The organism is Acidobacteriota bacterium (genome assembly GCA_016716715.1).
Lineage (GTDB): Bacteria > Acidobacteriota > Thermoanaerobaculia > UBA5066 > UBA5066 > Fen-183.
Map to the genome: position 1 here is coordinate 150,248 of JADJVE010000005.1, position 21,066 is coordinate 171,313.

Below are 21,066 nucleotides of genomic sequence, written 5' to 3' on the forward strand. Positions count from 1 at the left end.
CTCCGCCTCATGAAGACGCTCGTCCGCACCGCTGCCGCGCTCCTCTTCGTTCTCGGTCTCTCGTGCCACGCCGCCCAGACCGCGCCGCCAGCGGCCGCAGCCAAGCCGGCCGCCGCGAAGGCCGATCCGCTCACGGAGTGGGCCGACGGGCTCTTCGCCTGGGGCGCCGGGCAGACCACGCTCGAGGAGATCACGACGGTCAAGATTCCGGCGACGCGGATCTACCTCGCGAAGAGGGTGTACGCGGCAGATCCCCGGATGAACGACCAGGCCCACCTCTTCGTCGAGGACGGCGGCAAGATCCTCGTCGGCGACATCTTCTACGACGAGGACCGGGCGAAGGCTCCTGCGCCTGTCCGCACCGACGCGGATCTCGCGAGCATGCGCGGGAAGGTGAGGCAGTTCCTGACCGGCGGATTCGCCCTCGTCCTCGACCCCACGACCGACCGCAAGAACTGGAAGGGCGTGACGGTGCGGACCGACACGGGCTACGGGTCCACGCCGATGGCCGCCTACGTCAAGGCGGACGACGGGACGCTGCTCGTTCTCGGCCGGTTCTGGGACCGCAACCGGTCGATCGCCGAGCAGCGGCGCGAGGGGGTCAAGCTCGCGGGCACCCCGATGACGGGACCCGCCGACGCGAAGGTCACGGTCGTCGAGTACTCGGACATGCAGTGCGGCTTCTGCAAGAAGCGGACGGCGGACTTCGACGCCCTCGTCTCGAAGCTCGGGAAGGAGCTGAAGATCAAGCGGTACGTCAAGTCGTTTCCGCTCACGTCCGCCCACCCCTGGGCGTTCCGCTCGGCCTCGGCGGGGCGCTGCTTCTTCGACCTCCAGGGCGCCGACTCGTTCTTCCGCTGGAAGGCCCAGGTCTACGCGAAGCAGGACGAGCTCAGTGTGCCGGGCGTCGACGCGTTCGCGATGGACTTCGCGTACGCGAACGAGATTCCGGACGCCCAGTTCCGGTCGTGCTACCTGCAGGCGAAGTCGAACGACAAGATCCACGCCGATCTGACCGAGGGCTGGGCGCTGCGCGTCCGCTCGACGCCGACGTACTACATCGACGGCGTCTACGTGTCGTGGTTCTCCGACAACCTCATGGAGGAGTTCCTCCGTACGACGTACCTCGGCGGCAAGGGCCTCCCGCTGCCGGCGGCGCCGGCTCCCGCCGCCGCCCCGAAGCACTAGCTCTTGAACGGGACCTGGACGGCCATCCAGGTCTTGACCTTCACGCCGTTCTTCGTCGCGGGTTTCCAGCGCCACTGCTCGAGCGCCTGAACGCTCGAGGCGCCGAGACCGACGTTCGGGGTCACGTCCCTCAGGATCTCGATCCTCGCGGGTTTGCCGGCCTCGTCCACGAGGACGCGCAGCAGGACCGTCCCCGAGGCCCGCCGCTGTTTCGCCATGAGCGGCACGGCCGGGCTCACCTGGCGCGTCGCGATCGGAGGCGTGTCGCACGCCTCGATCTCCACGAGGTCGCCTTCCTTCACGACCGGCGCGGCCGGCGCCGCGGCGGCCTGAGCCTCCTCGCGCCGCTTCGCGGCCCCCTCGCGGGCGAGGCGCGCCGCTTCCTCACGGTCGGAACGGTCGCGCGCGGCCCGCGCCGCGTCCTCGGATTCGCGTGACTTGCGGGCCTCCTCGGACACCTGCTCGATGTCGGCCTGCTTCTTCTTCGCGGCGGAATCCTGCTGCCTGGCCGCGCGCGCCTCCTGCTTCTTGAGCTCCTCGTCGAGCTTCTTCTGCACGGCGGCCTGGAAGAGCGGGTCGTCCTTGCCGACGACGACGGGTGCCGGCGTCGGAACCGGCGTCGGCGGCGCCGCCGTCGGTTTCGGGGCCGGCGTGGGCGCCGGCGCCGGCGGCGGGGCCGACGGCCGCAGCGCGAACCAGCCGCCCGCCGCGAGGACGAGGACGGCGCCGAGGGCCACCGCCCACACCGGAACGCCGCCCATCGGCTTCTTCGGGGGGGCCGTCATCATCCGGACCGGAGCGCCGCCTCTCGCGGGAGCGGGCCGCACGGGCGGCGGAGGCACGACGGTCGCACGCCGCGAGCCCGTGGACGAATCCACCTTGCGCGCGGGCGCGGGCGGTTCCGCCTTCGGGCCTCCACCGCTCGACTCGAGTCGGCGGCGGCCGCTCGTCTCGGAAGCGGACCGGGCCGCCGCGATCGCGGCGGGGTCGAGCGTCTCCTCGGCGCCGATCTCCGACTGCTCGCGCTGGATCGCGCGCTCGAAGTTCTTCTGGAGAAAGAACGCGAGGTTGAAGGACGACGGCGCGTAAGGACCGCCGTAGAGGAGCGCCGAGAGGTCGCGCCGATAGTTCGCGACGCTGCGGTCGCGCGTCGCCGGATCCGGGTGGAGCGCGCGGCGCAGGAGGCGCCGGATGTCCTCGGGGACCGGCGAGCCGTCGACGGCGAGCGTGGACGTGTCGACCGCCTCGAGCGCGACGCCGGGGAGAGGGGCCTTGCCCGTGAGCGCTTCGAAGAGGATGGCGCCGACGCTGTAGAGGTCGCCCGGCGCACTGGGCTTGCCGGCTGCGAGGACTTCGGGCGCGATGTAGGGCGCGAACGCCTGGCGCGCGCGCGCGACGCCGAGCGAGGGGAGGAGGCCCGTCCCGAGACCGTATCCGAAGACGCGGGCCTCGCCCTCGTTCGACACGGAGACGAACGACGGCACGAGGAAACCGTGCGGGGCGCCCGTGAATCGTTCGACGGCGGCGCCGGCCTCGAGCGCGGTCAGGAGGCGCTCGGCGATGAGGAGCCCGTGCTCGGCGGGCATCACGGCCCCGAGGACGCGCGCGGCGAAGAGCGAGTCGAGCGTGCGGCCCTCGACGTAATCGATCGCGAGAAACGGCGTGTCGTCGATGACGCCCATGACCGTGCCCTTCGCGACCGCCGGTCCCTTGACCTCGTCGACGAGGTGCACCGCCGTCTCCATCGCGGCGAGGAGCGCCGCCCGGTCCACGGCCGCGGACGTGAAGGTCCGGAAGAGGTAGAACGGGTGCAGCCGGGGCGCCCCCGCCGTCCCTCCGCGCCACACTTCTCCGAGCGGATCGCTTCCGATCGCGCGCGTCAGGACATACGGCCCGAAGGACCGCGGACTGGATGCGGAAGCGCTCATCAGACTCCGGTCGGGTGCGCCTCAGTCTACCAGTCCGATCCGGTCAGGGCGTCGTGCGCTCCTCGCGGGCCGCCCGCTTCGCCTCGTGGTAACGGGCCGCGTTTCGCTGCTGGTCCTCGTAGTCGCGCGAGAAGAGGTGCGAGCCGTCGCCCGCGGCGACGAAGTAGCGGTAGTCGACGTCCGCGGGTGCGACCGCGGCCCGGAGGGAAGCGAGCCCGGGGTTGCAGATCGGCCCGGGCGGGAGGCCGGCGCGCACGTACGTGTTGTACGGCTCGTCCACGGTGAGCTCCGAGCGGGCGAGCGCGCCGCGCCAGCGCCCGAGGCGCTTCAGGGCGTAGATCGTCGTCGGGTCGCACTGCAGGAGCATTCCGGCCTTCAGGCGGTTGCGGTAGACGCCCGCGACGACTGGGCGTTCGACGGTGAGGGCGGTCTCCTTCTCGACGAGCGACGCGAGCGTCGTCGCCTCGAGGACGCCCATGTTTCCGGCCTTCGCTTTTTCGGCGAAGTCGGGCGGGAGCCGGCGCGCGAACTGGCGCGTCATGGCGGAGAGAATCTCGCGCGCGGTCATCGAGCGCGTGACCGTGTACGTGTCGGGGAAGAGGAACCCCTCGAGCGTGGGGGCGCCCGCGGGGACTCCCTCGAATTCCGCGGGACGCGTGAAGAGGAACTCGTAATCCCTCTGGGACGCGAAGCCCTGCGAGTAGAAGAGCGAGAAGATCTCCTCCGCGGTGAAGCCTTCGGGCACCGTGATCCGGTACGTCACGACGTCGCCCGCGACGAGCGCGAGGACGACCTGGTCGGGAGCGCGCGGCCCCGCGAAGCGGTACTCGCCGGCCTTGAGCGTCTTGCCGCGGTGGAGGACCTTGAGGGCGACCAGGCCGAGCCGCCAGTCGCGGAGGACGCCGAGCGACTCCAGCTGCGCGAACACGGTGGCCGACGGCGTCCGCGGGGCGATCGACACGATGACCTCGTCGCCGTCGTAGCCCTTGTAGGGCGCCTTGACGCCGTAGAGCAGGAGGCCGAAGCCGACCGCCCCCGCGAGGAGCGCGAAGAGCACGACCCAGACGAGCAGCGGCACGAGGTGGCGCTTGTGGATCGCGGCCGTGCGCTTCACGCGAGGCCCCTCACGCGGCTCCTCCCGGGTGCGCCGCGAACCAGTCCCGGAGGAGGACCGCGGCGGCCTCCGCGTCCCGCGCGCCCGCCCGCCCGCGCATGGGGACTCCCGCCTCGTCGAGCGCCGCGTCGGCGGCGACGGACGTCAGCGCCTCGCCGTGGAGGTCGACGGGCAGCCCGGAGGCCTCGCCGAGCCGGCGCGCGAAGTTGCGGGCGCGGCGCGCGATCGAGCCCTCGCTCCCGTCGAGGTTGCGCGGAAGGCCGACGACGACGCGCGAGACCTCGCGTTCCTTCGCGGCGCGGGCGACGTCCGCGGCCGCCTGTGCGTCGCTCGTCCGCCCGACGGCGCCGACCGGGACGACGACGCGTCCGGTCTCGTCCGAAACCGCGAGGCCGATCCGCTTCTCGCCGAAGTCGACCGCGAGGACGCGCACGAGTCTCATCGTAGGAGCGCGCGTCGGCGAAGTCCACTCCGGATACAATCTGCGTCCTTCGGCGGCGCCCGCCGCCTCGGAGAAACCAGGATCATGAGTCAAGACGTCTTCATTCTTTCCGCCGCTCGCACGCCGATCGGCTCCTTCCTCGGCTCGCTGTCCACGCTCCCCGCGCACGCCCTCGGAGCCGTCGCGATCAAATCCGCCGTCGAGCGCGCCGAGGTCCCCGCCGCGCGCGTCGAGCACGTCTGGATGGGCAACGTCCTGCAGGCGGGCCAGGGCCAGGCGCCGGCGCGCCAGGCGCTCCTCGCGGCCGGCCTCCCGAAGAGCACCGGCGCGGTGACGCTCCACAAGGTCTGCGGGTCGGGCATGCGCGCCGTCATGGACGCCGCGAACGCGCTCCGCTCGGGCGAGTTCGAGCTCGTGGTCGCGGGCGGCATGGAGTCCATGTCGAACGCGCCGTACCTCGTCCCCAAGGGCCGTCTCGGGCTCCGGATGGGCCACGGGCAGCTTCTCGACTCGATGATCTCGGACGGCCTGTGGGACCCGTACAAGAACATCCACATGGGCGTCTGCGCCGAGATGTGCGCCGAGAAGTACGCGTTCACGCGCGAGGCGCAGGACGCGTTCGCGCTCGAGAGCTACCAGCGCGCGCGCCGCGCGAACGAGTCGGGCGACTTCAACGCCGAGTTCGCGGCGGTGACGATCGAGGGCAAGAAGGGTCCGACGGTCGTCGACCGCGACGAGGAGCCGTTCGCGACGCCGCTCGAGAAGCTCGAGAAGATGGGATCTCTCAAGCCCGCATTTCAGAAGGAAGGCACCGTGACCGCCGCGAACGCGTCGAAGATCAACGACGGCGCGTGCGCCCTCGTCCTCGCGGGCGAGAAGGCGGCGGCCGGCGCCAAGCCGATCGCGCGGATCCTGTCCCAGGCGTCCTTCGCGCAGGAGCCCGAGTGGTTCACGACGGCGCCCATCGCGGCCGCGAAGAAGGCCGCGGAGCGCGCGGGCATCCCGCTCGCGTCGATCGACCTCTTCGAGGTCAACGAGGCCTTCGCGGTCGTCGCGATGGCGTTCGTGAAGGACCTCGACCTCGACCCGAACAAGGTGAACGTGAACGGCGGCGCGGTGGCGCTCGGCCACCCGATCGGCGCCTCCGGCGCCCGGATCGTCACCACGCTCGTCCACGCCCTGAAGGCGCGGAAGAGGAAGTACGGGCTCGCGTCCATCTGCATCGGGGGCGGAGAAGCCACCGCGATGGTCGTGGAAGCCCTCTGACCGGATAATCAGCCCGTGATCGACAAGGTCGTGCGTGCGGGGAGCCCGGCGGAGGCGGCGGCGAAGGCCGTCCTCGACGTGCCGTCCGGCGCGACGCTCGTCGTCGGCGGCTTCGGGCTCTGCGGGATTCCCGAGAACCTCATCCTCGCGCTCGCGGCCTCTCCCGTGACGGGCCTGACCTGCGTCTCGAACAACTGCGGCGTGGACGACTGGGGCCTCGGCCTCCTTCTCGGGAAGAAGAAGATCCGGAAGATGCTTTCGTCCTACGTCGGCGAGAACGCCGAGTTCGAGCGGCAGTACCTCGCGGGCGAGCTCGAGCTCGAGTTCTGCCCGCAGGGGACGCTCGCCGAACGCATGCGCGCGGGCGGCGCCGGGATCGCGGGCTTCTACACACCCACCGGCGTCGGGACGATCGTGGCCGAAGGCAAGGAGACGAAGGTTTTCGACGGGAAGGAATACCTCCTCGAGCGCGGGATCGTCGGCGACTTCGCGCTCGTCGCCGCATGGAAGGGTGACCGGCTCGGCAACCTCGTCTACCGGAAGACGGCGCGCAACTTCAACCCGATGGCCGCGACGGCGGGGAAGATCACGATCGCCGAGGTCGAGCACCTCGTCGAGCCGGGCGCGCTCGACCCGGACGAGATCGACACGCCGGGCGTCTTCGTGCAGCGCGTCGTCGTGGCGCCGCGCGTCAAGCGGATCGAGCGCCGCACCGTGAGGAAGGGCTGATGGCGAAGCTCGACCGCGACGGCATCATCCGCCGCGCCGCGCAGGAGCTGCGCGACGGGATGGTCGTGAACCTCGGCATCGGGATGCCGACGCTCGTCTCGAACTTCATCCCGGCCGGGATGGAGGTCATCCTCCAGTCGGAGAACGGCATCCTCGGCATGGGCCCGTACCCCACGGAGGGCGAGGTCGACCCCGATCTCATCAACGCGGGCAAGGAGACGGTCACCGTGATCCCGGGCGCCTCGTTCTTCTCGTCGGCCGATTCCTTCGCCATGATCCGCGGCGGCCACGTCGACCTCTGCATCCTCGGCGCGATGCAGGTCGACGCCGAGGGCTCGATCGCGAACTGGATGATCCCGGGCAAGCTCGTGAAGGGCATGGGCGGCGCGATGGACCTCGTCGCGGCGACGCGCCGCATCGTCGTGACGATGGAACACGTCGCGAAGAACGGCGAAAAGAAGATCCTGAACCGCTGCACGCTGCCGCTCACCGGGCGAGGCTGCGTGCACCGCATCGTCACGGACCTCGCCGTCCTCGACGTGAAGCCGGGCGGGGGCCTCGTGCTCGTCGAACGCGCCCCGGGGATCTCCGTCGAGGAGATCCGCGCCGCGACCGAGCCGCCGCTGGACGTTTCGGGCGACGTGCCCGAGATGAAGGTCTGACTGGCCTCCGTCTTGCGGCGCGTCACGTGATGCGTCGAATCGGCCTCGTCCTGCTCGGGCTCCTGGCCGCCGGGCGCGCCTTCTCCCAGTCCTCCTTCGACACGGACCCCTTCGCCGCGCGCTTCCGCGAGAAGGGCGGGTTCGAGGTGAAGTTCAAGCTGCCCGAGAAGGGCGGCTCGATCCGCATCGCGATCGACGCGGGAGAGGAGGGCGGCGCCCAGGGCAAGCAGACGGTCGTGGACGAGGACCTCTTCACGGCCGAGGCGCCGCCCGGGAAGTTCGTCACGGTCGAATACCAGGACATCCGCCTCACGGCGCGCCGCGTCACCGGGAGCCTGAAACGGCGCACGGTCGTGGCCGAGGGCGACGTGACGCTCGCGCAGGGCCTCTCGCGCATGTTCGGCGTGCGCCTCGACCTCGACCTGAACGACAAGGTCGGCGTCCTTCTCGATGGCCGGGTCGACCTCGAGGGGGGCTTCCACCTCAAGGGGGCGACGATCGCGAAGGTGGGCCCGAAGAGCTTCACGCTCACGGAGGGGACCGTGACGGCGTGCGACGGCGACGATCCCGCGTGGAAGTTCACCGTGAAGAGCGGCCGCGTCACGCTCGAGGACTACGCCCGCCTCAAGAACGCGACGTTCACGCTCGGGGGAATTCCGCTCCTCTGGACGCCCTACATCCTCTGGCCGGCGCTGCGCGAGCGCGCGTCGGGCTTCCTCGTCCCCGGCCTCGGCTACAACTCGACGCGCGGCGGGTACTTCGGCCTCTCGTACTACTGGGCGATCGGCCGCTCGTGGGACGCGACGTTCTCCGGCGATTTCTACACGGAGAAGTACTACGGCTTCGGCGCCGAGCTGCGCGGCCAGCCGTCCGCCGGCACGCGGTTCGAAGGGACGTATTACACGATCCAGGACCCGACCGTGGACCAGTGGCGCTGGCAGACGGCGGGCCGGCTCGTCTCGGACGACATCGCCCCGAAGGTGCGCGGGGTCGTCACGTGGCTGAACTTCTCGGATCCGGCCTTCTTCCAGGACTTCAACCGCAACTTCGCGCTCGGCTCGACGCGCTCCCTCAAGAGCGAGGGCTTCCTGACGTGGGGCCCGGACCCGTGGTCCCTCAATCTCCGCATCTCGAGCGAGGAGGCCATCGGGTTCGGCGACGGCAATTCCGTCGTCAGCGAGCGCCTGCCCACCCTCGAGGCGCGCCTGAGGCCGACGGCGTTCTTCGGCCAGTCCGTGTTTCTCGAGGTCCTCGCCCAGGGCGGGCTGCTCCACGTCGACCGCGGCACGAACCAGCCGGCAGGCACGTACGACCGCTTCGACCTCTTCCCGCGGATCAACGTGCCGCTCTCCGTCGCGCCCTGGCTCTCTCTCGAGGCCTCCGTCGCGCCGCGCCTCACGACGTACGGCCGGTCGCTTTCGCAGGACGGGACGACGCTCCTCGCGGAGCGCTACACGCGCGAGGCGCTCGCCACGGACCTCCAGCTCACGGGGCCGTCCTTCTCGCGCCTCTTCGACTGGAAGGCCGGCGGTTTCACGAAGTGGAAGCACGTGATCGAGCCGCGCGCCGAGTGGGTCACGCTTTCGGGCCGCGACGACTTCAGCTCGACGCCGCTCTTCGACGAGATCGACTCGCTCACGCCGACGAACGCGCTTCGCTACTCCCTCTTCCAGCACCTCCTCGCCAAGGGCGAGACGGGCGGGTCGCGCGAGATCGCGTCCTTCGAGATCGCGCGGTACTACTACTTCAAGCTGCCCGGCGAGGGCACGACGTACGGCCCGAGCCCCACGGCGCAGCGCTCGTCGCCGACGGACTTCGTCCTGCGCGTGAACGCGGCGCAGGGGCTCAACTTCGACAGCCGCCTGACGTGGGACACGCACTTCGGGCAGGTGACGTCCGCGAGCGTGACGGCGATCCTGACGGGCGGCGAGCGGTCGCTCGCGCTCTCGCTCTTCGACAGCCACCCGGTCATCATTCCGGCCGAGGCCGACCCCGGCGCCTCCGCGCAGCTCCGGATCGCCGCCGGCCTGCCCATCCTGCCGAAGAAGCTGCGGTTCGACGTCGAGGCGAACTACGACCTCACGAAGGGCAAGATGCTCGAGTCCCGGTCGCTCTTGACCTTCTCGGCGTCGTGTTTCAGGGTCCTCGTCGAATACCGCGATCTGCGCACCGGCGAGACGCCCTCGCGGGATTACCGGGTGGCCCTCACCCTCAGGAACGTGGGCAGCTTCCTGGACTTCACGGGCAGCCTGCCGTGACGAAGGATCGGCGGCGGAAGGGACACTCCCCACTGGGCGTGCCCATCGAGGCATCCAAAAAACCGTACATGAGCCTTTCCATCCGTCACCTGCGCGTCGCCCGGACCCTCGCTGGAGCGGCCCTCGCCGCCGTGGGAGTCCTTCCGCTGGCCGTTCGGGCCGTCGAGCCAGCGCCGGCCGCCGCGGCGTCCTGTGTGGCCCCGATCGTGATCGACCCTGCCTCCCTGCCGTATGCCGCCGCGGGGATCGACACGCGCTCCGCTCCGCTCGACTCCGCGGTCCCCGCGTTTCCCTGTTACGGGAAGCTCGTCCTTCCCACGGGCGGGCAGGTGCAGCCCGCGAAGGTGGTCTGGTTCTCCTTCACGCCGCAAGCCTCGGACACTTATCGCATCGACACCCTGGGTTCGGCCCCCGCCGATTACGACACGATCCTCGGCGTCTACACGGGCGGCTGCGGGACGCTCGCGCCCGTCTCGGGCGTGTGCGGCCGGAACGCGTTCTTCCCGGACGACGCCCCCGGGACGCTCCAGTCCTCGGTCACGCTCAACCTGTCGGCGGGAACGACGTACACGATCGCCGTGGGAGCGATCGGAGCGCCGGACTCCTACACGGGGCAGGTCGGCGCCTCCACGGGCGGGACGCTGAAGCTCAACGTCGCCCGCGTCGCGGTCGCGTACGCGTACACGTACCTCGTGCCCTCCTTCGTGCGCTCCAGCGGTTTCACGACCGACCTGTTCGTGACGAACCTCGAGAACGCCGACGCGCAGTTCCTCGTGCAGTACCTCACGCACGGCAGCGACGGCGAACAGACGCTGCCCGCGCGGCAGCCGGTCGCGCCGCCCCAGCTCGTCGCCGCGGGAGGAAGCCGGCTCTACCTGGACGTCGTCGGGCTCTACGGCTACGCGGAGGACTGGGGAGCGCTGCTCATCCAGTCGACGCGCCGGCTCCTCGTCGGCTCGCGCACCTGGGCCCCCGCGCCGGGCGGCGGCACGATCGGCCCGTACACGGCGGGCGTGGACGTCTCGCCGGGCCTCGCGTCGCCCGAGGCGCTCGCGGCCGGAGAGACCGGCCGGTTCACGGGCGTCCGCGAGGACGCGGCGACCCGCACGAACCTCGTCTTCGCGAACACGGCCACCGTGCCGTGCGTTCTCCAGGCCGAGGTGCGTGACGGCTCCGGGGCCGCGCTCGGGGCGTCCCGTGCGTTCACGGTGCCGCCGTTCACGGCGATGCAGAAGAGCCGGCTCAAGGACACGTTCGCGATCGGCGGGGACGTGCGGAACGCGTCCGTCGTCGTCCGCAACGCGACCGCGGGCTGCTCGGTCGTCGGCGTCGCCTACGTCGTCGACGGGAACGTGGCCGCCGGGACGAACGATTCCTACGCCGTCCCCCTCCGCAAGTAGCCCCGTCCGGCGGGCCTCATCCGGTACACTGCGCCTTCCGTGCAGACGGTGATCCTAGGTGCCGGCGGCATGCTGGGCCGCGCCCTCGGGCGCGAGTTCCCGGCGGCCGAACGGTTCACGCGCGCCGCCCTCGACATCACCGATGTCCCGGCGGTGCATGCCGCCGTGCAGCCGGGCGTGAGACTCGTCCTGAACGCCGCGGCCGACACGCGCGTGGACGCGGCCGAGACGGACCCGCATCACAACCGCGTGAACCACGTCGCCGTCGGCCTCCTCGCGGCCCGCTGCAGCGAGATCGGCGCGACGCTCGTCCACGTCTCGACGGACTACGTTTTCAACGGCCGTTCCATCCGGCCGTACCGCGAGGACGACCCCGTGGACCCGGTGAACGCCTACGGGCGCGGCAAGCTCGCCGGCGAACGCCGGGCCTTCGAGGAGGGCGACGAGGTCCTCGTCGTGCGCACGTCGTGGATCTTCGGGGCCGGCGGCTCGAACTTCGTGGACACGATCCTGAAGAGGGTCGAGGCGGGGTCACGCGAACTTTCGGTCGTCGATGATCAGGTCGGACGACCCACGTATGCCGGGGACCTCGCCGCCGCGATCCGCTCGCTGGTCGACCGGCGCGTGACGGGCATCGTCCACTTCGCGAACGGCGGCGACGCGACGTGGTACGACCTCGCCCGCGAGTCGCTCCGCCTCTCCGGACGCGACGACGTGGCGCTGAAGCCCGTCGCGACCGAGGAGTTTCCGCGCCCGGCGCGACGTCCGCGACACTCGGTCCTCGACACGTCGCTCTACGAGCGCCTCACGAAGGTCACGCCGCGGCACTGGCACCAGGCGCTCGCCGCGTACCTCGACGAGCGCCGGGCCGTCGTGTCGCCGGCTCCGTTCGCATGACGCCGCTGCCGCGCGAGGAAGCGCTCCGCAAGGCGGTCCACGTCGGGATGGCGGGATTCGCACTGCTCCTCCGGGTGATCACGTGGCAGCAAGCCGCCCTCGCGGCGGGCGTCGCTCTCGCAGCAAATGTTTTCGTGCTGCCGAGGCTCGCGCCGAATGTTCTTAGAATGGATGAGCGGGCGAGGCGCTTTTCCGTGGGCATTGCTTTGTATCCGCTCATCGTGCTCCTCCTGATCTTCACCTTTCGAAGCAATCTTCAAATCGCCGCTGCAGGATGGGGTTACCTCGCATTCGGCGACGGCTTCGCCACCCTAGCGGGGATGACTCTCGGGGGCCCCCGTCTCCCCTGGAACCCGAAGAAATCCCTCTCCGGCTTCCTCGGCTATCTCGTCTTCGGCTTCCTCGGCGCCGCGGCGTTGTTTGGCTTCGTCGCGACGCGCGTGCCGTCCGGGTGGGAATTCGCGTGCCTCTTTGCCGCCGCGCTCGTGGGGGCCGCCGTCGAGAGCCTGCCGTCGGAGCTGGACGACAACGTTCTGCCGCCGCTCGTCGCGGCTGCGGCTCTCGCGCTCCTCCTGCCGTGCCGCGCGGGCGTTCTCGACGCGCTCGGGCCCGCGGGCCTCCGCGCCCTCGCCGTCGCCCTCGGCATCAACGCCGCCGTCGCGGGCCTCGCGGCGGCGCTGCGCGTCGTGCGGCCCTCCGGCGCCCTCGCGGGCGCGCTCCTCGGAACGGTCGTCCTCGGCTTCGGCGGCGCGGGGCTCTACGTCCTTCTCTGGGTGTTCTTCCTCGGCGGCACGCTCGCCACGCGCTTCCGCAAGTCCCGCAAGGAGGCGATGGGGAAGGCGGAAGAGAAGGGCGGGCGGCGCGGAGCCGCAAACGTTCTCGCGAACGTCTCGGTGGCCGCGTTCTGCGCCCTTGCCGCGGGCCTGGGCCCGCACGCGGGCGCGCTCCACCTCGCGGCGGCTGCGGCGCTCGCGACGGCGCTGATGGACACGGTCGGCACGGAGGTGGGCCAGGCGATCGCATCGCCGACCGTGCTCCTCCCGGACTTCCGCCGCGTGCCGCCGGGCACGGACGGCGCCGTGTCGATCGCGGGCACGCTGGCCGGCCTCGTGGCCGCGGGGCTCCTGGCGTGGGTCGGCGTGGCGGCATTCGTTTTTACGCCCTCCGGCGCGGCCGCGGTCGTCCTCGCCGCCCTCCTCGGGACCGTTCTCGAGAGCCTCCTCGGCCGCGCGGGCGCCCCGTGGCGCGTCTCGAACGGCCACGTCCTGAACTTCGTCAACACGCTCGCGGGCGCGGCCGCCGCGCCGCCTCTCGCCATGCTCCTCGGAGGCCTCTCGTGACGCCGAAGACCGCGGTCCGTCTGACGCGGCCGTTCACGCTGCTCCCGCCGCTCCTCGGCATCCTCTCGGGCGCCGTCTGCGCGTTCGGGAGCGTCCACAACCCCGACCCGGCGCACCGCGTGACGCCGGCGCTCCTCGGGATCGTCGCGCTGGGGGCGCTGTGCGCGTCGCTCCTGAACGCGGCGTCCAACGTCCTGAACCAGATCACGGACCTCGAGGTCGACCGGATCAACAAGCCCGACCGCCCGCTCGTGACGGGCGAGGCGTCGATCCGCTCCGCCTGGAGCCTCACGTGGATTCTCTACGTCCTCGCGATGGTCCCCACGTGGTGGATTGTCGTGCCCGCGCTTCCCGGTTTCGCAGCCCGCGCGCTCGCGCCCGTGCCGATGCACCAGTGCTTCTTCCTGTTCCTGGGCGGCCTCCTCGCGACGCTCGTCTACTCCGTGCCCGCGTTCGGGCGCACGAAGCGGCTCGGCGTCTGGGCGAACGTGACGATCGCGGTCCCGCGCGGGACGCTCCTGAAGGTCGCCGGCTGGACGCTCGTCGCCTCGGCGTTCTCGGCCGAGCCGTGGGTCATCGGCGGCCTCTTCGGCCTGTTTCTCCTCGGAGCCTCCTCGACGAAGGACTTCTCCGACGCCGAGGGCGACCGCGCGGGCGGCTGCGAGACGCTGCCGGTCAAGTACGGGAACCGGAAGGCCGTCGCGATGATCTCGCCGTTCTTCGTCCTGCCGTGGCTGCTCCTCGCGGGCCTCGCGTGGGTGAACGACCCCTTCGCGCCCGGCCACCGGCTGCTCTCCGGAAACCCGTGGCTCCTGACGGCGCTCGGCCTGCTCCTCGCGACGTGGGGGGCGTACACGGTGAGCCTCCTCAGGCGCAATCCGGACGAGCTCGCCACGACCGAGAACCACCCGTCCTGGACACACATGTACCTCATGCTCATGTGCGCGCAGGTGGGGTTCGCGCTCGCGTACGTGCTCTAGAAATTGGCGTACGATGGGGCGTGTTCGAGCCCGCCGCGCTGCCCCCGACGCCCGACCTGCCGGCCCTGACGATCCGCTGGGAAGGGCTCGTCGTGGCCATCGACGCGACGACGCTGAACACGTTCGCGCGCCAGCTGATCCGCAACGTGCCCGAGGTCCGCGAGGTCCTGATCGACCCCGAGGACGGCCGTCTCGGGATCGCGGTGCGCGTCAAGAAGGGGATCCCCGTCGCGTTCCGCGGCGAGGTTCGCGACATGCGCGTCAAGGACGGCTTCCTCGGGTTCGCGATCGCGGACCTGCGCGTCTTCAAGCGCGTTCCGATCCCGAACTGGGTCGTCAAGAAGATCGTCGACATGCAGCCGCCCGGCCGCGCGTTTTTCTACCCCGAGGACCGCATCGTCGTGGTGGACCTGAGCGGCATCCTGCCCCCCGAGCTGTCCGTGCAGGTCAAGGACGTCGTCTGCGAGAACGGCGAGATGCGGCTCGTGTTCGGGCCGAGCCAGTACCGGCTCGACAAACTGCTCGCCGACATGGGCCGCGACCCGTTCGCGGACGAGTAGGGGCGTTCAGGGGGGGGGGGGGGGGGGGGGGGGGGGGGGGGGGGGGGGGGGGGGGGGGGGGGGGGGGGGGGGGGGGGGGGGGTGGGGGGGGGCGGGGGGGGGGGGGGGGGGGGGGGGGGGGCCAGCCGCGGGGTGGGGGGGGTGGCCGGGGCGGGCGGGGGGGGCGCCGCGAGGGGGGCGGGGGGGGGGGGGGGGCGCGGGGGGGGGGGGGGGGGGGGGGGGGGGCGGGGGGGGGGGGGGGGGGGGGGGGGGGGGGGGGGGGGGGGCCGGGGCCGGGGGGGGGGGGGGGGGGACCGCGGGGGGGGGGGGGGGGGGGGGGGGGGGGGGGGGGGGCGGCGGGGGGGGGGGGGGGGGGGGGGGGGGGGGGGGGGGGGGGGGGGGGGGGGGGGGGGGGGGGGGGGGGGGGGTGGCGGGGGGGGGGGGGGGGGGGGGGGGGGGGGGGGGGGGGGGGGGGGGGGGAGGAGGAGCCGGCGGGGGGGGGGTGGCCCGGCGGGGGGGGGGGGGGGGGGGGGGGGGGGGGGGCCGGGGGGGGGGGGGGGGGGGGGGGGGGGGGGGGGGGGGGGGGGGGCCGGGGGGGGGGGGGGGGGCGGGGGGGGGGGGGGGGGGGGGGGGGGGGGGGGGGGGGCGGGGGGGGGGGGGGGGGGGGGGGGGGGGGGGGGGGGGGGGGGGGGGGGGGGGGGGGGGGGGGGGGGGGGGGGGGGGGGGGGCGGGGGGGGGGGGGGGGGGGGGGGGCCGGCGGGGGGGGGGGGAAAAAGGGGGGGGGGGCCCGGGGGGGGGGGGGGGGGCGGGGGGGGCGCGCCGGGGCGCGGGACCGCGCGCGGGGCCTGGGGCCCGCCGCGCGGCACCCCCCACAACGGGCGGGCGGGAGGCGGGGGCCCGGGGGGGGGTGACGCAGGCCCGGCGGGGCGGGCGGGCGCGGCCGGCCCGGCGGGCGGGGGGCCCGGGGGCCGCGGGGGGGCGGCGGGGGCGGGGGGCCCGGCGGCGGCGCGGGCGGGGGCGGCCCGCGCGGGGGGGGGCCCCGCGGGGGGCCCGGGGGCGGGGGCGCCCCCGGGGGGGGGGGCGCCCCCGGGGGGGGGGGGCGGCGCCGGGGCGGGCGGGGGGCGGGGGGCGTCCCGACGGGGGGGGGGGGGGGGCGGGGGGGCCGCGCCCCCCCCGGGGCGGGGGGCGGGCGCCGGGGGGGGGGCGGGGGGGGGGGGGGCGGGGGGGCCCGGGGGGGGGGCGGGTTCCCCCGGGGGGGGGGCTCCCGGGGGGCGGGGGGGGGGGGGGGGGGCGGGGGGGCCCCCGGCCCCGGCGGGGGGGGGGCGGGGCCGGGGGGGGGGGGGGCGCCGGGGGCGGCCCGGCCCCCGGGGGGGGGGGCCCCGGGGGGGGCCGGGGGGGGGGGGGCCCCCCCGGGGGGGGGGGCCCGGGGCCCCGAGGGGCCCGGGGGCGCTTCCCGCGCCGGGGGGGCCCCGGGGGGGGGGGGGGGGGGGGCCGCGGGGGGGGGGGGGGGGCCCGGGCGGGGGGGGGGGGGGGCGGGGGGGGGGGGGGGGGGGGCCCGGGCGGCGGCCGCCGGCGGGGGGGGGGGGGCGGCCGGCGGGGGGGGGGCGGGGGGGGCGGGGGGGGGGGGGGGGGCCGCCCCGGGGGGGGGGGGGGGGGCCCGGGGGGCGCCCCGGGGGGGGGGCGTCTACTCGACCCAGATCTTCACGTGGGCGTCCGGCGCCGTGACCTCGAGGAGGTCGCCGCGCTGCGCATCGCGCAGCTGGGAGACGAGGCCGTTCACGTCGAGGTCCTTGTCGCCTTCCGCGAGCGCGTCCACGAGCCGCCACGGGAGCTTCAGCGTCACGGTCTCGCCTTCCTTCTTTCGGACCTCCAGCGTGACGACGCCGCCCTCCTTGCGGAGCGTGAGCGTCTCGCCGTCGTGCGTGCGGACGACCTCGGTGCCCTCGGGCTTGTCCTTCAGCTCCTGGACGATCGTCCGGACCTCGGAAGCGTCCACGGACTCGTCGAAGTGCAGGTCCAGCTCCCGGCGGACTTTGCCGAGGGACGCGAACCGCAACGCGCCCGACACGAAGCCGTAGGGGACCGAGAGGGACACCTTCACGGGGTGCCCGGCCTGGCGGGTGTCCTCGACCTGCATCCTGAGGAAGCGGGGTCCGCGGACGCTCCCGCGGGCGTGCCCCGGGACGACGGCCGAGTAGACGAGGAGAAAGATCGCGAAGAGGAACAGGGCGTTGACGGCGGAACGAATCTCTTTCATGGGTGCTTCCTGAAGGGTGTAACGAGCCCTCGGGCCGGAAAGTTCGGAGCCCGGGGCCATTTTCCGCCTCCCCGGCCCCGGGCGCCGTTGAGACGGCGTCTTGCGAGCGCCCCGGCCCGGATGCTACGGTGTCCCCGGGACGGGACATGCCTCATTTCATCCACGACACGTGTATCGGCTGCGGGGTCTGCGAGATCAAGTGCCCGACGCACACGATCACGGGCGGCAAGAACGAGAAGTTCGTGATCCACCAGAACCGCTGCATCGACTGCTCGGTCTGCGCGGTCTACTGCCCCGTGTCGTGCATCCAGGACCAGCACGGCGAGATCGTCCAGAAGGTCAAGCCGAAGGACATCCCGAAGGCGATCGTGGACCGCGACCTGTGCACGGCCTGCGAGTTCTGCATCGACATCTGCCCGTTCGACTGCATCCACCTCGTGGCCGATCCGCTCGCGCCGAACCTCCACTACAAGGTGGCCGAGGTGGACGCGGCGCCGTGCGTCTCCTGCCGCCTGTGCGAGACCGTGTGCGACAAGGACGCCATCTACGTTCCGAACCCGATCACGCAGGCCAAGCAATACCTGCCCGTGCTCTGAAGAAAGAAGAGAAGAGAAGATTTCTTTAGAAGGTGAAGAGGGGGAGGGGAACACTTCCCCATCCGCGACCCCCGCGGGGCGGCTGCTCGTCCAGTTCTTCCTGATTCCCGCGTTCGTCGTCGGCGTCGCCGTCTTCGTCTTCTGGCTCTTCGGCTCGCTCGCCGTCGACCACAAGACGCCCGTCGAGCTCCTCTCGGACGTGCGCACGGGCGGCCGCAACCAGCGCTGGCAGGCCGCGTTCGAGCTCACGAAGAAGCTCCCCGCCCTGACGGACCCGGCCGAGAAGGCCGCGTTCTCGGCCGCCGCGATGAAGGCGTTCGAGGGCGCCGGGGCCGACGACCCGCGGGTGCGCCGCTATCTCACGCTCGTCCTCGGCCGACTCGGCGACCCGAAGTCGGTGCCGCTCCTCGAGAGAGCGCTCGACGACAAGGACGCCGAAACCCGCCTCTACGCGCTCTGGGCGCTCGCGCTCGTCGGCGACCCGAAGTCGGCCCCGAAGGTGCGGCCGCTCCTCGACTCCGAGGACCCCGGTGTGAGGAAGACGGCCGCGTTCGCGGCCGGGCGCATGGAGGACGGCGACGCCGTGCCCGCGCTGAAGCGCCTCCTCGGCGACCCCGTCACGGACGTGCGCTGGAACGCGGCCCTCGCGCTCGCGACGCTCGACGACGCCTCCGGAAAGGACGTCCTCGTCGGGATGTGCGACCGCGCCGCGCTGCGCGCCACGCCCGGCCTGTCGGCCGAGCAGCAGGAGGATGCGCTCCTCAACGGACTGCGCGGCCTCGCGCTCCTGAAGGACCCCGACGCGCAGTCGCTCGGAAAGCGCATGGTGGACGCGGACCCGTCGCTGAGGGTCCGGCGGGAGGCCCGCAAGATCCTGGAGTCCCCCGGCGGTAACGCGGTTCGCGGCAAATCTTGACGCCGCCCGTTATTTTTGAGACTTTCACGGTCGTTTCCGAAAGAGGAGGGCATGGCGGACACGGTCACCACGGGAACCGCTCCATCCGTCGCCGCAGCGACTGAGGCTCCGTTGCCGTCGCGGCGGGGCTTTCTCTCGTGGCTGGCGGTCGCGTGGCTCGCGTTCGCGGCCGGCGTCGGGGCTCTCCTGACGTTGACGGCGCGCTTCCTCTTCCCGAACGTCCTCTTCGAGCCGCCGTCGTCCTTCAAGGCGGGGTACCCCTCCGACTACCAGGCGGGCGAGGTGGACGAGCGCTGGAAGGAAAAGTACCAGGTCTGGATCGTGCGGAACGCGGACATGGTTTACGCGCTCATCACGGTCTGCACGCACCTCGGGTGCATTCCGAACTGGCTCCAGGCCCAGAACAAGTTCAAGTGCCCGTGCCACGGCTCCGGGTACTACCGCTCGGGCATCAACTTCGAAGGCCCGACGCCGCGGCCGCTCGAGCGCGCCGCGATCTCGATCTCGCCGGACGACGGCCAGATCTTCATCGACAAGGCCCGGAAGTTCCTCTACGAGAAGGGCCAGTGGACCGACCCCGCGGCCTTCATCAAGACGACGTAGAAAGAGAAGATGAAGAGAAGAATTTCTTCTGAATGGAATAGAGGGAAGTCGCGGGCGGCAGCGGGGTTGCTTCGATGAGCCTCGAGAAGCACTGGCGGAAGCTCCAGCGGTCGGTCGTCGAGACCCAGGTCTGGAAGTCCATCTTCCGGGTGGGCATTCCGAACACGAACCGCAAGCGCGTCCTCGCGGTGCTCGGGAACGTCGTCCTTCACCTGCATCCCGTCAAGACCCGGAAGTCGGGCGTCAAGATGCGCTACACGTGGTGCGCGGGCGGGATGACGTTCTTCCTCTTCCTCGTCCTCACGTTCACGGGCCTCCTCCTCATGTTCTATTACCGGCCCACGATCGAGTACGCCTACGGCGACATGCTCGACCTGCGCGAGCAGGTGCCGTTCGGCGTCATGCGCGAGATGCACCGCTGGGGCGCGCACGCGATGGTCATCGCGGTGTGGATCCACATGTTCCGCGTCTTCATGACGGGCTCCTACAAGCCGCCGCGGGAGTTCAACTGGAACGTGGGCGTCGTCCTCCTCGTCCTCACGCTCCTCCTCTCCTTCACGGGCTACCTCCTCCCGTGGGACCAGCTCGCGATCTGGGCGATCACGGTCGGCTCGAACATGGCGCGCGCCACGCCCCTCGCGGGCTACGAAGGGCCGTTCGCGGCTCAGATCCAGGTCAACGGTGTCAACCTCGTGACGGCCGGCAGCGACGCGCGCTTCGGCCTCCTCGGCGGCCGCATCGTCGGCGCGAACGCGCTGCTGCGCTTCTACGTCCTCCACTGCGTCTTCATTCCGCTCATCGCGGCGTTCCTCATGGCGGTCCACTTCTGGCGCGTGAGGAAAGACGGCGGGATCTCGGGGCCGCTGTAGAGCGATGAACGCGATCAAGAACGCCATCAACTGGCTCGCGTCGCCCGCCATCGCGGTGACGCTGTCGATGGTGGGCCTCGTTGCGGCCATGTTCTACAAGCCGCTCTGGACGAAGCGCGGCGGCCTCCTCCTCTTCGCGACGCTGGTCGGCGGCTTCGCGTTCAGCTTCACCGACCCGAACTTCCGCATCGTCGCGAGCATGCCCGACAACGTCCCGATCCTCGGGATGCTCTTTCTCGTCGGGTTCTTCTTCTGGTACGCGATGTACCAGGCGCACCTCAACGACGCCCGCCTCGAGAAGGGCCTTCCGCCGCTCGAGAAGGAAGACAGCGACAAGAAGGTCTTCACCTGGCCGGACCTCGTCTACGTCGAGCTCATCGCCCTCATCGTCTGCTCGATCGTCATGACGGTCTGGTCGATCGTCCTCAAGGCGCCGCTCGAGGAGCCCGCGAATCCCGGCGCGGCGCCGAACCCCGCGAAGGCGCCGTGGTATTTCCTCGGCCTGCAGGAGCTGCTCGTCTACTTCGACCCGTGGATGGCGGGCGTCGTCCTCCCGACGCTCATCATCGTGGGCCTCATGGCGATCCCGTACATCGACACGAACCCGCGCGGCAACGGCTACTTCTCCTTCCGCGAGCGGAAGTGGGAGATCCTGATGTTCTGCTTCGGGTTCATCATCCTGTGGGTGGTCCTGATCATCCTCGGGACGTTCCTGCGCGGCCCGAACTGGAACTTCTTCGGCCCCTACGAGACCTGGGACCCGAACAAGCTCGAGCCGCTGAACAACGTGAGCGTCTCGGAGATCTTCTGGGTCAAGTGGCTGGGCACGGCGCTCCCGACGTTCTGGCTCAAGCGCGAGCTGCCCGGCATCGTCCTCGTCCTCTTCTACATGGGCGCCCTGCCCGGGCTGCTCTCGAAGACGCTCTTCCGCCGCTTCTACGAGAAAATGGGAACCGTCCGGTACCTCGTGGGCGTGAACCTGTTCCTCATCATGCTCGCGGTGCCGATCAAGATGTACCTGCGGTGGATCTTCAACCTCAAGTACATCGTCAACATCCAGGAATTTTCTTTCAACATCTGAG

19 protein-coding genes are annotated in these 21,066 nt (G+C 72.1%); 15 read left to right on the forward strand and 4 right to left on the reverse strand.

All coding sequences use genetic code 11. From position 1 onward, the window contains the following. Nucleotides 1-9 precede the first annotated feature (9 nt). Nucleotides 10-1,188 (forward strand): DsbA family protein, encoded by a 1,179-nt coding sequence (locus tag IPL89_09885; GenBank protein ID MBK9063489.1) that lies wholly within the window; start codon nucleotides 10-12, stop codon nucleotides 1,186-1,188. Here the strand turns inward: IPL89_09885 and IPL89_09890 are convergent. From IPL89_09890 to ruvX, 3 genes are read right to left on the reverse strand one after another with little or no spacing between them, the layout of a single operon-like run. Next, nucleotides 1,185-3,116 carry a TonB family protein gene (locus IPL89_09890; GenBank protein MBK9063490.1) on the reverse strand — a complete coding sequence of 644 codons (1,932 nt, stop codon included), beginning with the start codon at nucleotides 3,114-3,116 and terminating at the stop codon, nucleotides 1,185-1,187. The genes IPL89_09885 and IPL89_09890 overlap by 4 nt on opposite strands. A 43-nt stretch (nucleotides 3,117-3,159) precedes the next feature. Next, nucleotides 3,160-4,230 (reverse strand): endolytic transglycosylase MltG, encoded by a 1,071-nt coding sequence (gene mltG, locus IPL89_09895; protein MBK9063491.1) that lies wholly within the window; start codon nucleotides 4,228-4,230, stop codon nucleotides 3,160-3,162. 10 nt (nucleotides 4,231-4,240) lie between these two features. Beyond that, a complete protein-coding gene (gene ruvX / locus IPL89_09900) occupies nucleotides 4,241-4,663 on the reverse strand; it encodes a Holliday junction resolvase RuvX (protein ID MBK9063492.1) in 423 nt (140 codons plus the stop codon). Nucleotides 4,664-4,756: 93 nt separating this feature from the next. Between ruvX and IPL89_09905 the strand changes: the two genes are divergently transcribed. From IPL89_09905 to IPL89_09945, 9 genes are all read left to right on the forward strand, one after another. Further along, the gene (locus tag IPL89_09905; protein ID MBK9063493.1) at nucleotides 4,757-5,938 is read left to right on the forward strand and encodes a thiolase family protein; all 1,182 of its coding nucleotides are present in this window, start codon (nucleotides 4,757-4,759) and stop codon (nucleotides 5,936-5,938) included. Between the two features lie 30 nt (nucleotides 5,939-5,968). Continuing rightward, nucleotides 5,969-6,667, forward strand: coding sequence for a CoA transferase subunit A (locus IPL89_09910; protein ID MBK9063494.1), 699 nt, complete (start codon nucleotides 5,969-5,971; stop codon nucleotides 6,665-6,667). Further along, nucleotides 6,667-7,329, forward strand: coding sequence for a CoA transferase subunit B (locus IPL89_09915; GenBank protein MBK9063495.1), 663 nt, complete (start codon nucleotides 6,667-6,669; stop codon nucleotides 7,327-7,329). The genes IPL89_09910 and IPL89_09915 overlap by 1 nt, the downstream gene beginning before the upstream one ends. A 26-nt stretch (nucleotides 7,330-7,355) precedes the next feature. Then, complete coding sequence (locus IPL89_09920; GenBank protein ID MBK9063496.1) at nucleotides 7,356-9,587, forward strand: LPS-assembly protein LptD; 2,232 nt, start codon at nucleotides 7,356-7,358, stop codon at nucleotides 9,585-9,587. Nucleotides 9,588-9,655: 68 nt separating this feature from the next. Then, entirely contained in the window at nucleotides 9,656-10,987 is a 1,332-nt protein-coding gene (locus IPL89_09925; protein ID MBK9063497.1) for a hypothetical protein, read from the forward strand. A gap of 39 nt (nucleotides 10,988-11,026) precedes the next feature. Further along, a complete protein-coding gene (rfbD, locus tag IPL89_09930; GenBank protein MBK9063498.1) occupies nucleotides 11,027-11,884 on the forward strand; it encodes a dTDP-4-dehydrorhamnose reductase in 858 nt (285 codons plus the stop codon). Further along, complete coding sequence (locus tag IPL89_09935) at nucleotides 11,881-13,224, forward strand: DUF92 domain-containing protein (protein ID MBK9063499.1); 1,344 nt, start codon at nucleotides 11,881-11,883, stop codon at nucleotides 13,222-13,224. Before rfbD ends, IPL89_09935 begins: the two co-directional genes overlap by 4 nt. Further along, nucleotides 13,221-14,204: a UbiA family prenyltransferase gene (locus tag IPL89_09940; GenBank protein MBK9063500.1), complete on the forward strand. Its 984-nt coding sequence runs from the start codon at nucleotides 13,221-13,223 to the stop codon at nucleotides 14,202-14,204. Before IPL89_09935 ends, IPL89_09940 begins: the two co-directional genes overlap by 4 nt. A gap of 20 nt (nucleotides 14,205-14,224) precedes the next feature. After that, a complete protein-coding gene (locus IPL89_09945; GenBank protein ID MBK9063501.1) occupies nucleotides 14,225-14,764 on the forward strand; it encodes a hypothetical protein in 540 nt (179 codons plus the stop codon). Nucleotides 14,765-16,427: 1,663 nt separating this feature from the next. Here IPL89_09945 and IPL89_09950 read toward each other — a convergent pair. Continuing rightward, nucleotides 16,428-17,000, reverse strand: coding sequence for a hypothetical protein (locus tag IPL89_09950; protein MBK9063502.1), 573 nt, complete (start codon nucleotides 16,998-17,000; stop codon nucleotides 16,428-16,430). A gap of 146 nt (nucleotides 17,001-17,146) precedes the next feature. Between IPL89_09950 and IPL89_09955 the strand changes: the two genes are divergently transcribed. The 5 genes from IPL89_09955 to IPL89_09975 all read left to right on the forward strand — a co-directional run bounded on the left by IPL89_09955 (nucleotide 17,147) and on the right by IPL89_09975 (nucleotide 21,065). After that, nucleotides 17,147-17,596 (forward strand): 4Fe-4S binding protein, encoded by a 450-nt coding sequence (locus IPL89_09955; GenBank protein MBK9063503.1) that lies wholly within the window; start codon nucleotides 17,147-17,149, stop codon nucleotides 17,594-17,596. A gap of 199 nt (nucleotides 17,597-17,795) precedes the next feature. Beyond that, nucleotides 17,796-18,512 (forward strand): HEAT repeat domain-containing protein, encoded by a 717-nt coding sequence (locus tag IPL89_09960; GenBank protein MBK9063504.1) that lies wholly within the window; start codon nucleotides 17,796-17,798, stop codon nucleotides 18,510-18,512. Between the two features lie 51 nt (nucleotides 18,513-18,563). Beyond that, nucleotides 18,564-19,115 (forward strand): ubiquinol-cytochrome c reductase iron-sulfur subunit, encoded by a 552-nt coding sequence (locus IPL89_09965; protein MBK9063505.1) that lies wholly within the window; start codon nucleotides 18,564-18,566, stop codon nucleotides 19,113-19,115. Nucleotides 19,116-19,189: 74 nt separating this feature from the next. Continuing rightward, a complete protein-coding gene (locus tag IPL89_09970) occupies nucleotides 19,190-19,984 on the forward strand; it encodes a cytochrome b N-terminal domain-containing protein (GenBank protein MBK9063506.1) in 795 nt (264 codons plus the stop codon). Between the two features lie 262 nt (nucleotides 19,985-20,246). Further along, the gene (locus IPL89_09975) at nucleotides 20,247-21,065 is read left to right on the forward strand and encodes a cytochrome C (protein MBK9063507.1); all 819 of its coding nucleotides are present in this window, start codon (nucleotides 20,247-20,249) and stop codon (nucleotides 21,063-21,065) included. The last annotated feature ends 1 nt before the right edge of the window (nucleotide 21,066 follow it).

Coding starts and splice junctions, on each gene's coding strand:
- IPL89_09965 (MBK9063505.1), top strand. CDS start 18,564: ATGGCGGACACGGTCACCACGGGAACCGCTCCATCCGTCGCCGCAGCG.
- IPL89_09955 (MBK9063503.1), top strand. CDS start 17,147: ATGCCTCATTTCATCCACGACACGTGTATCGGCTGCGGGGTCTGCGAG.
- IPL89_09890 (MBK9063490.1), bottom strand. CDS start 3,116: ATGAGCGCTTCCGCATCCAGTCCGCGGTCCTTCGGGCCGTATGTCCTG.
- IPL89_09905 (MBK9063493.1), top strand. CDS start 4,757: ATGAGTCAAGACGTCTTCATTCTTTCCGCCGCTCGCACGCCGATCGGC.
- IPL89_09970 (MBK9063506.1), top strand. CDS start 19,190: ATGAGCCTCGAGAAGCACTGGCGGAAGCTCCAGCGGTCGGTCGTCGAG.
- IPL89_09975 (MBK9063507.1), top strand. CDS start 20,247: ATGTACCAGGCGCACCTCAACGACGCCCGCCTCGAGAAGGGCCTTCCG.
- IPL89_09950 (MBK9063502.1), bottom strand. CDS start 17,000: ATGAAAGAGATTCGTTCCGCCGTCAACGCCCTGTTCCTCTTCGCGATC.
- IPL89_09915 (MBK9063495.1), top strand. CDS start 6,667: ATGGCGAAGCTCGACCGCGACGGCATCATCCGCCGCGCCGCGCAGGAG.
- IPL89_09885 (MBK9063489.1), top strand. CDS start 10: ATGAAGACGCTCGTCCGCACCGCTGCCGCGCTCCTCTTCGTTCTCGGT.
- IPL89_09935 (MBK9063499.1), top strand. CDS start 11,881: ATGACGCCGCTGCCGCGCGAGGAAGCGCTCCGCAAGGCGGTCCACGTC.
- IPL89_09925 (MBK9063497.1), top strand. CDS start 9,656: ATGAGCCTTTCCATCCGTCACCTGCGCGTCGCCCGGACCCTCGCTGGA.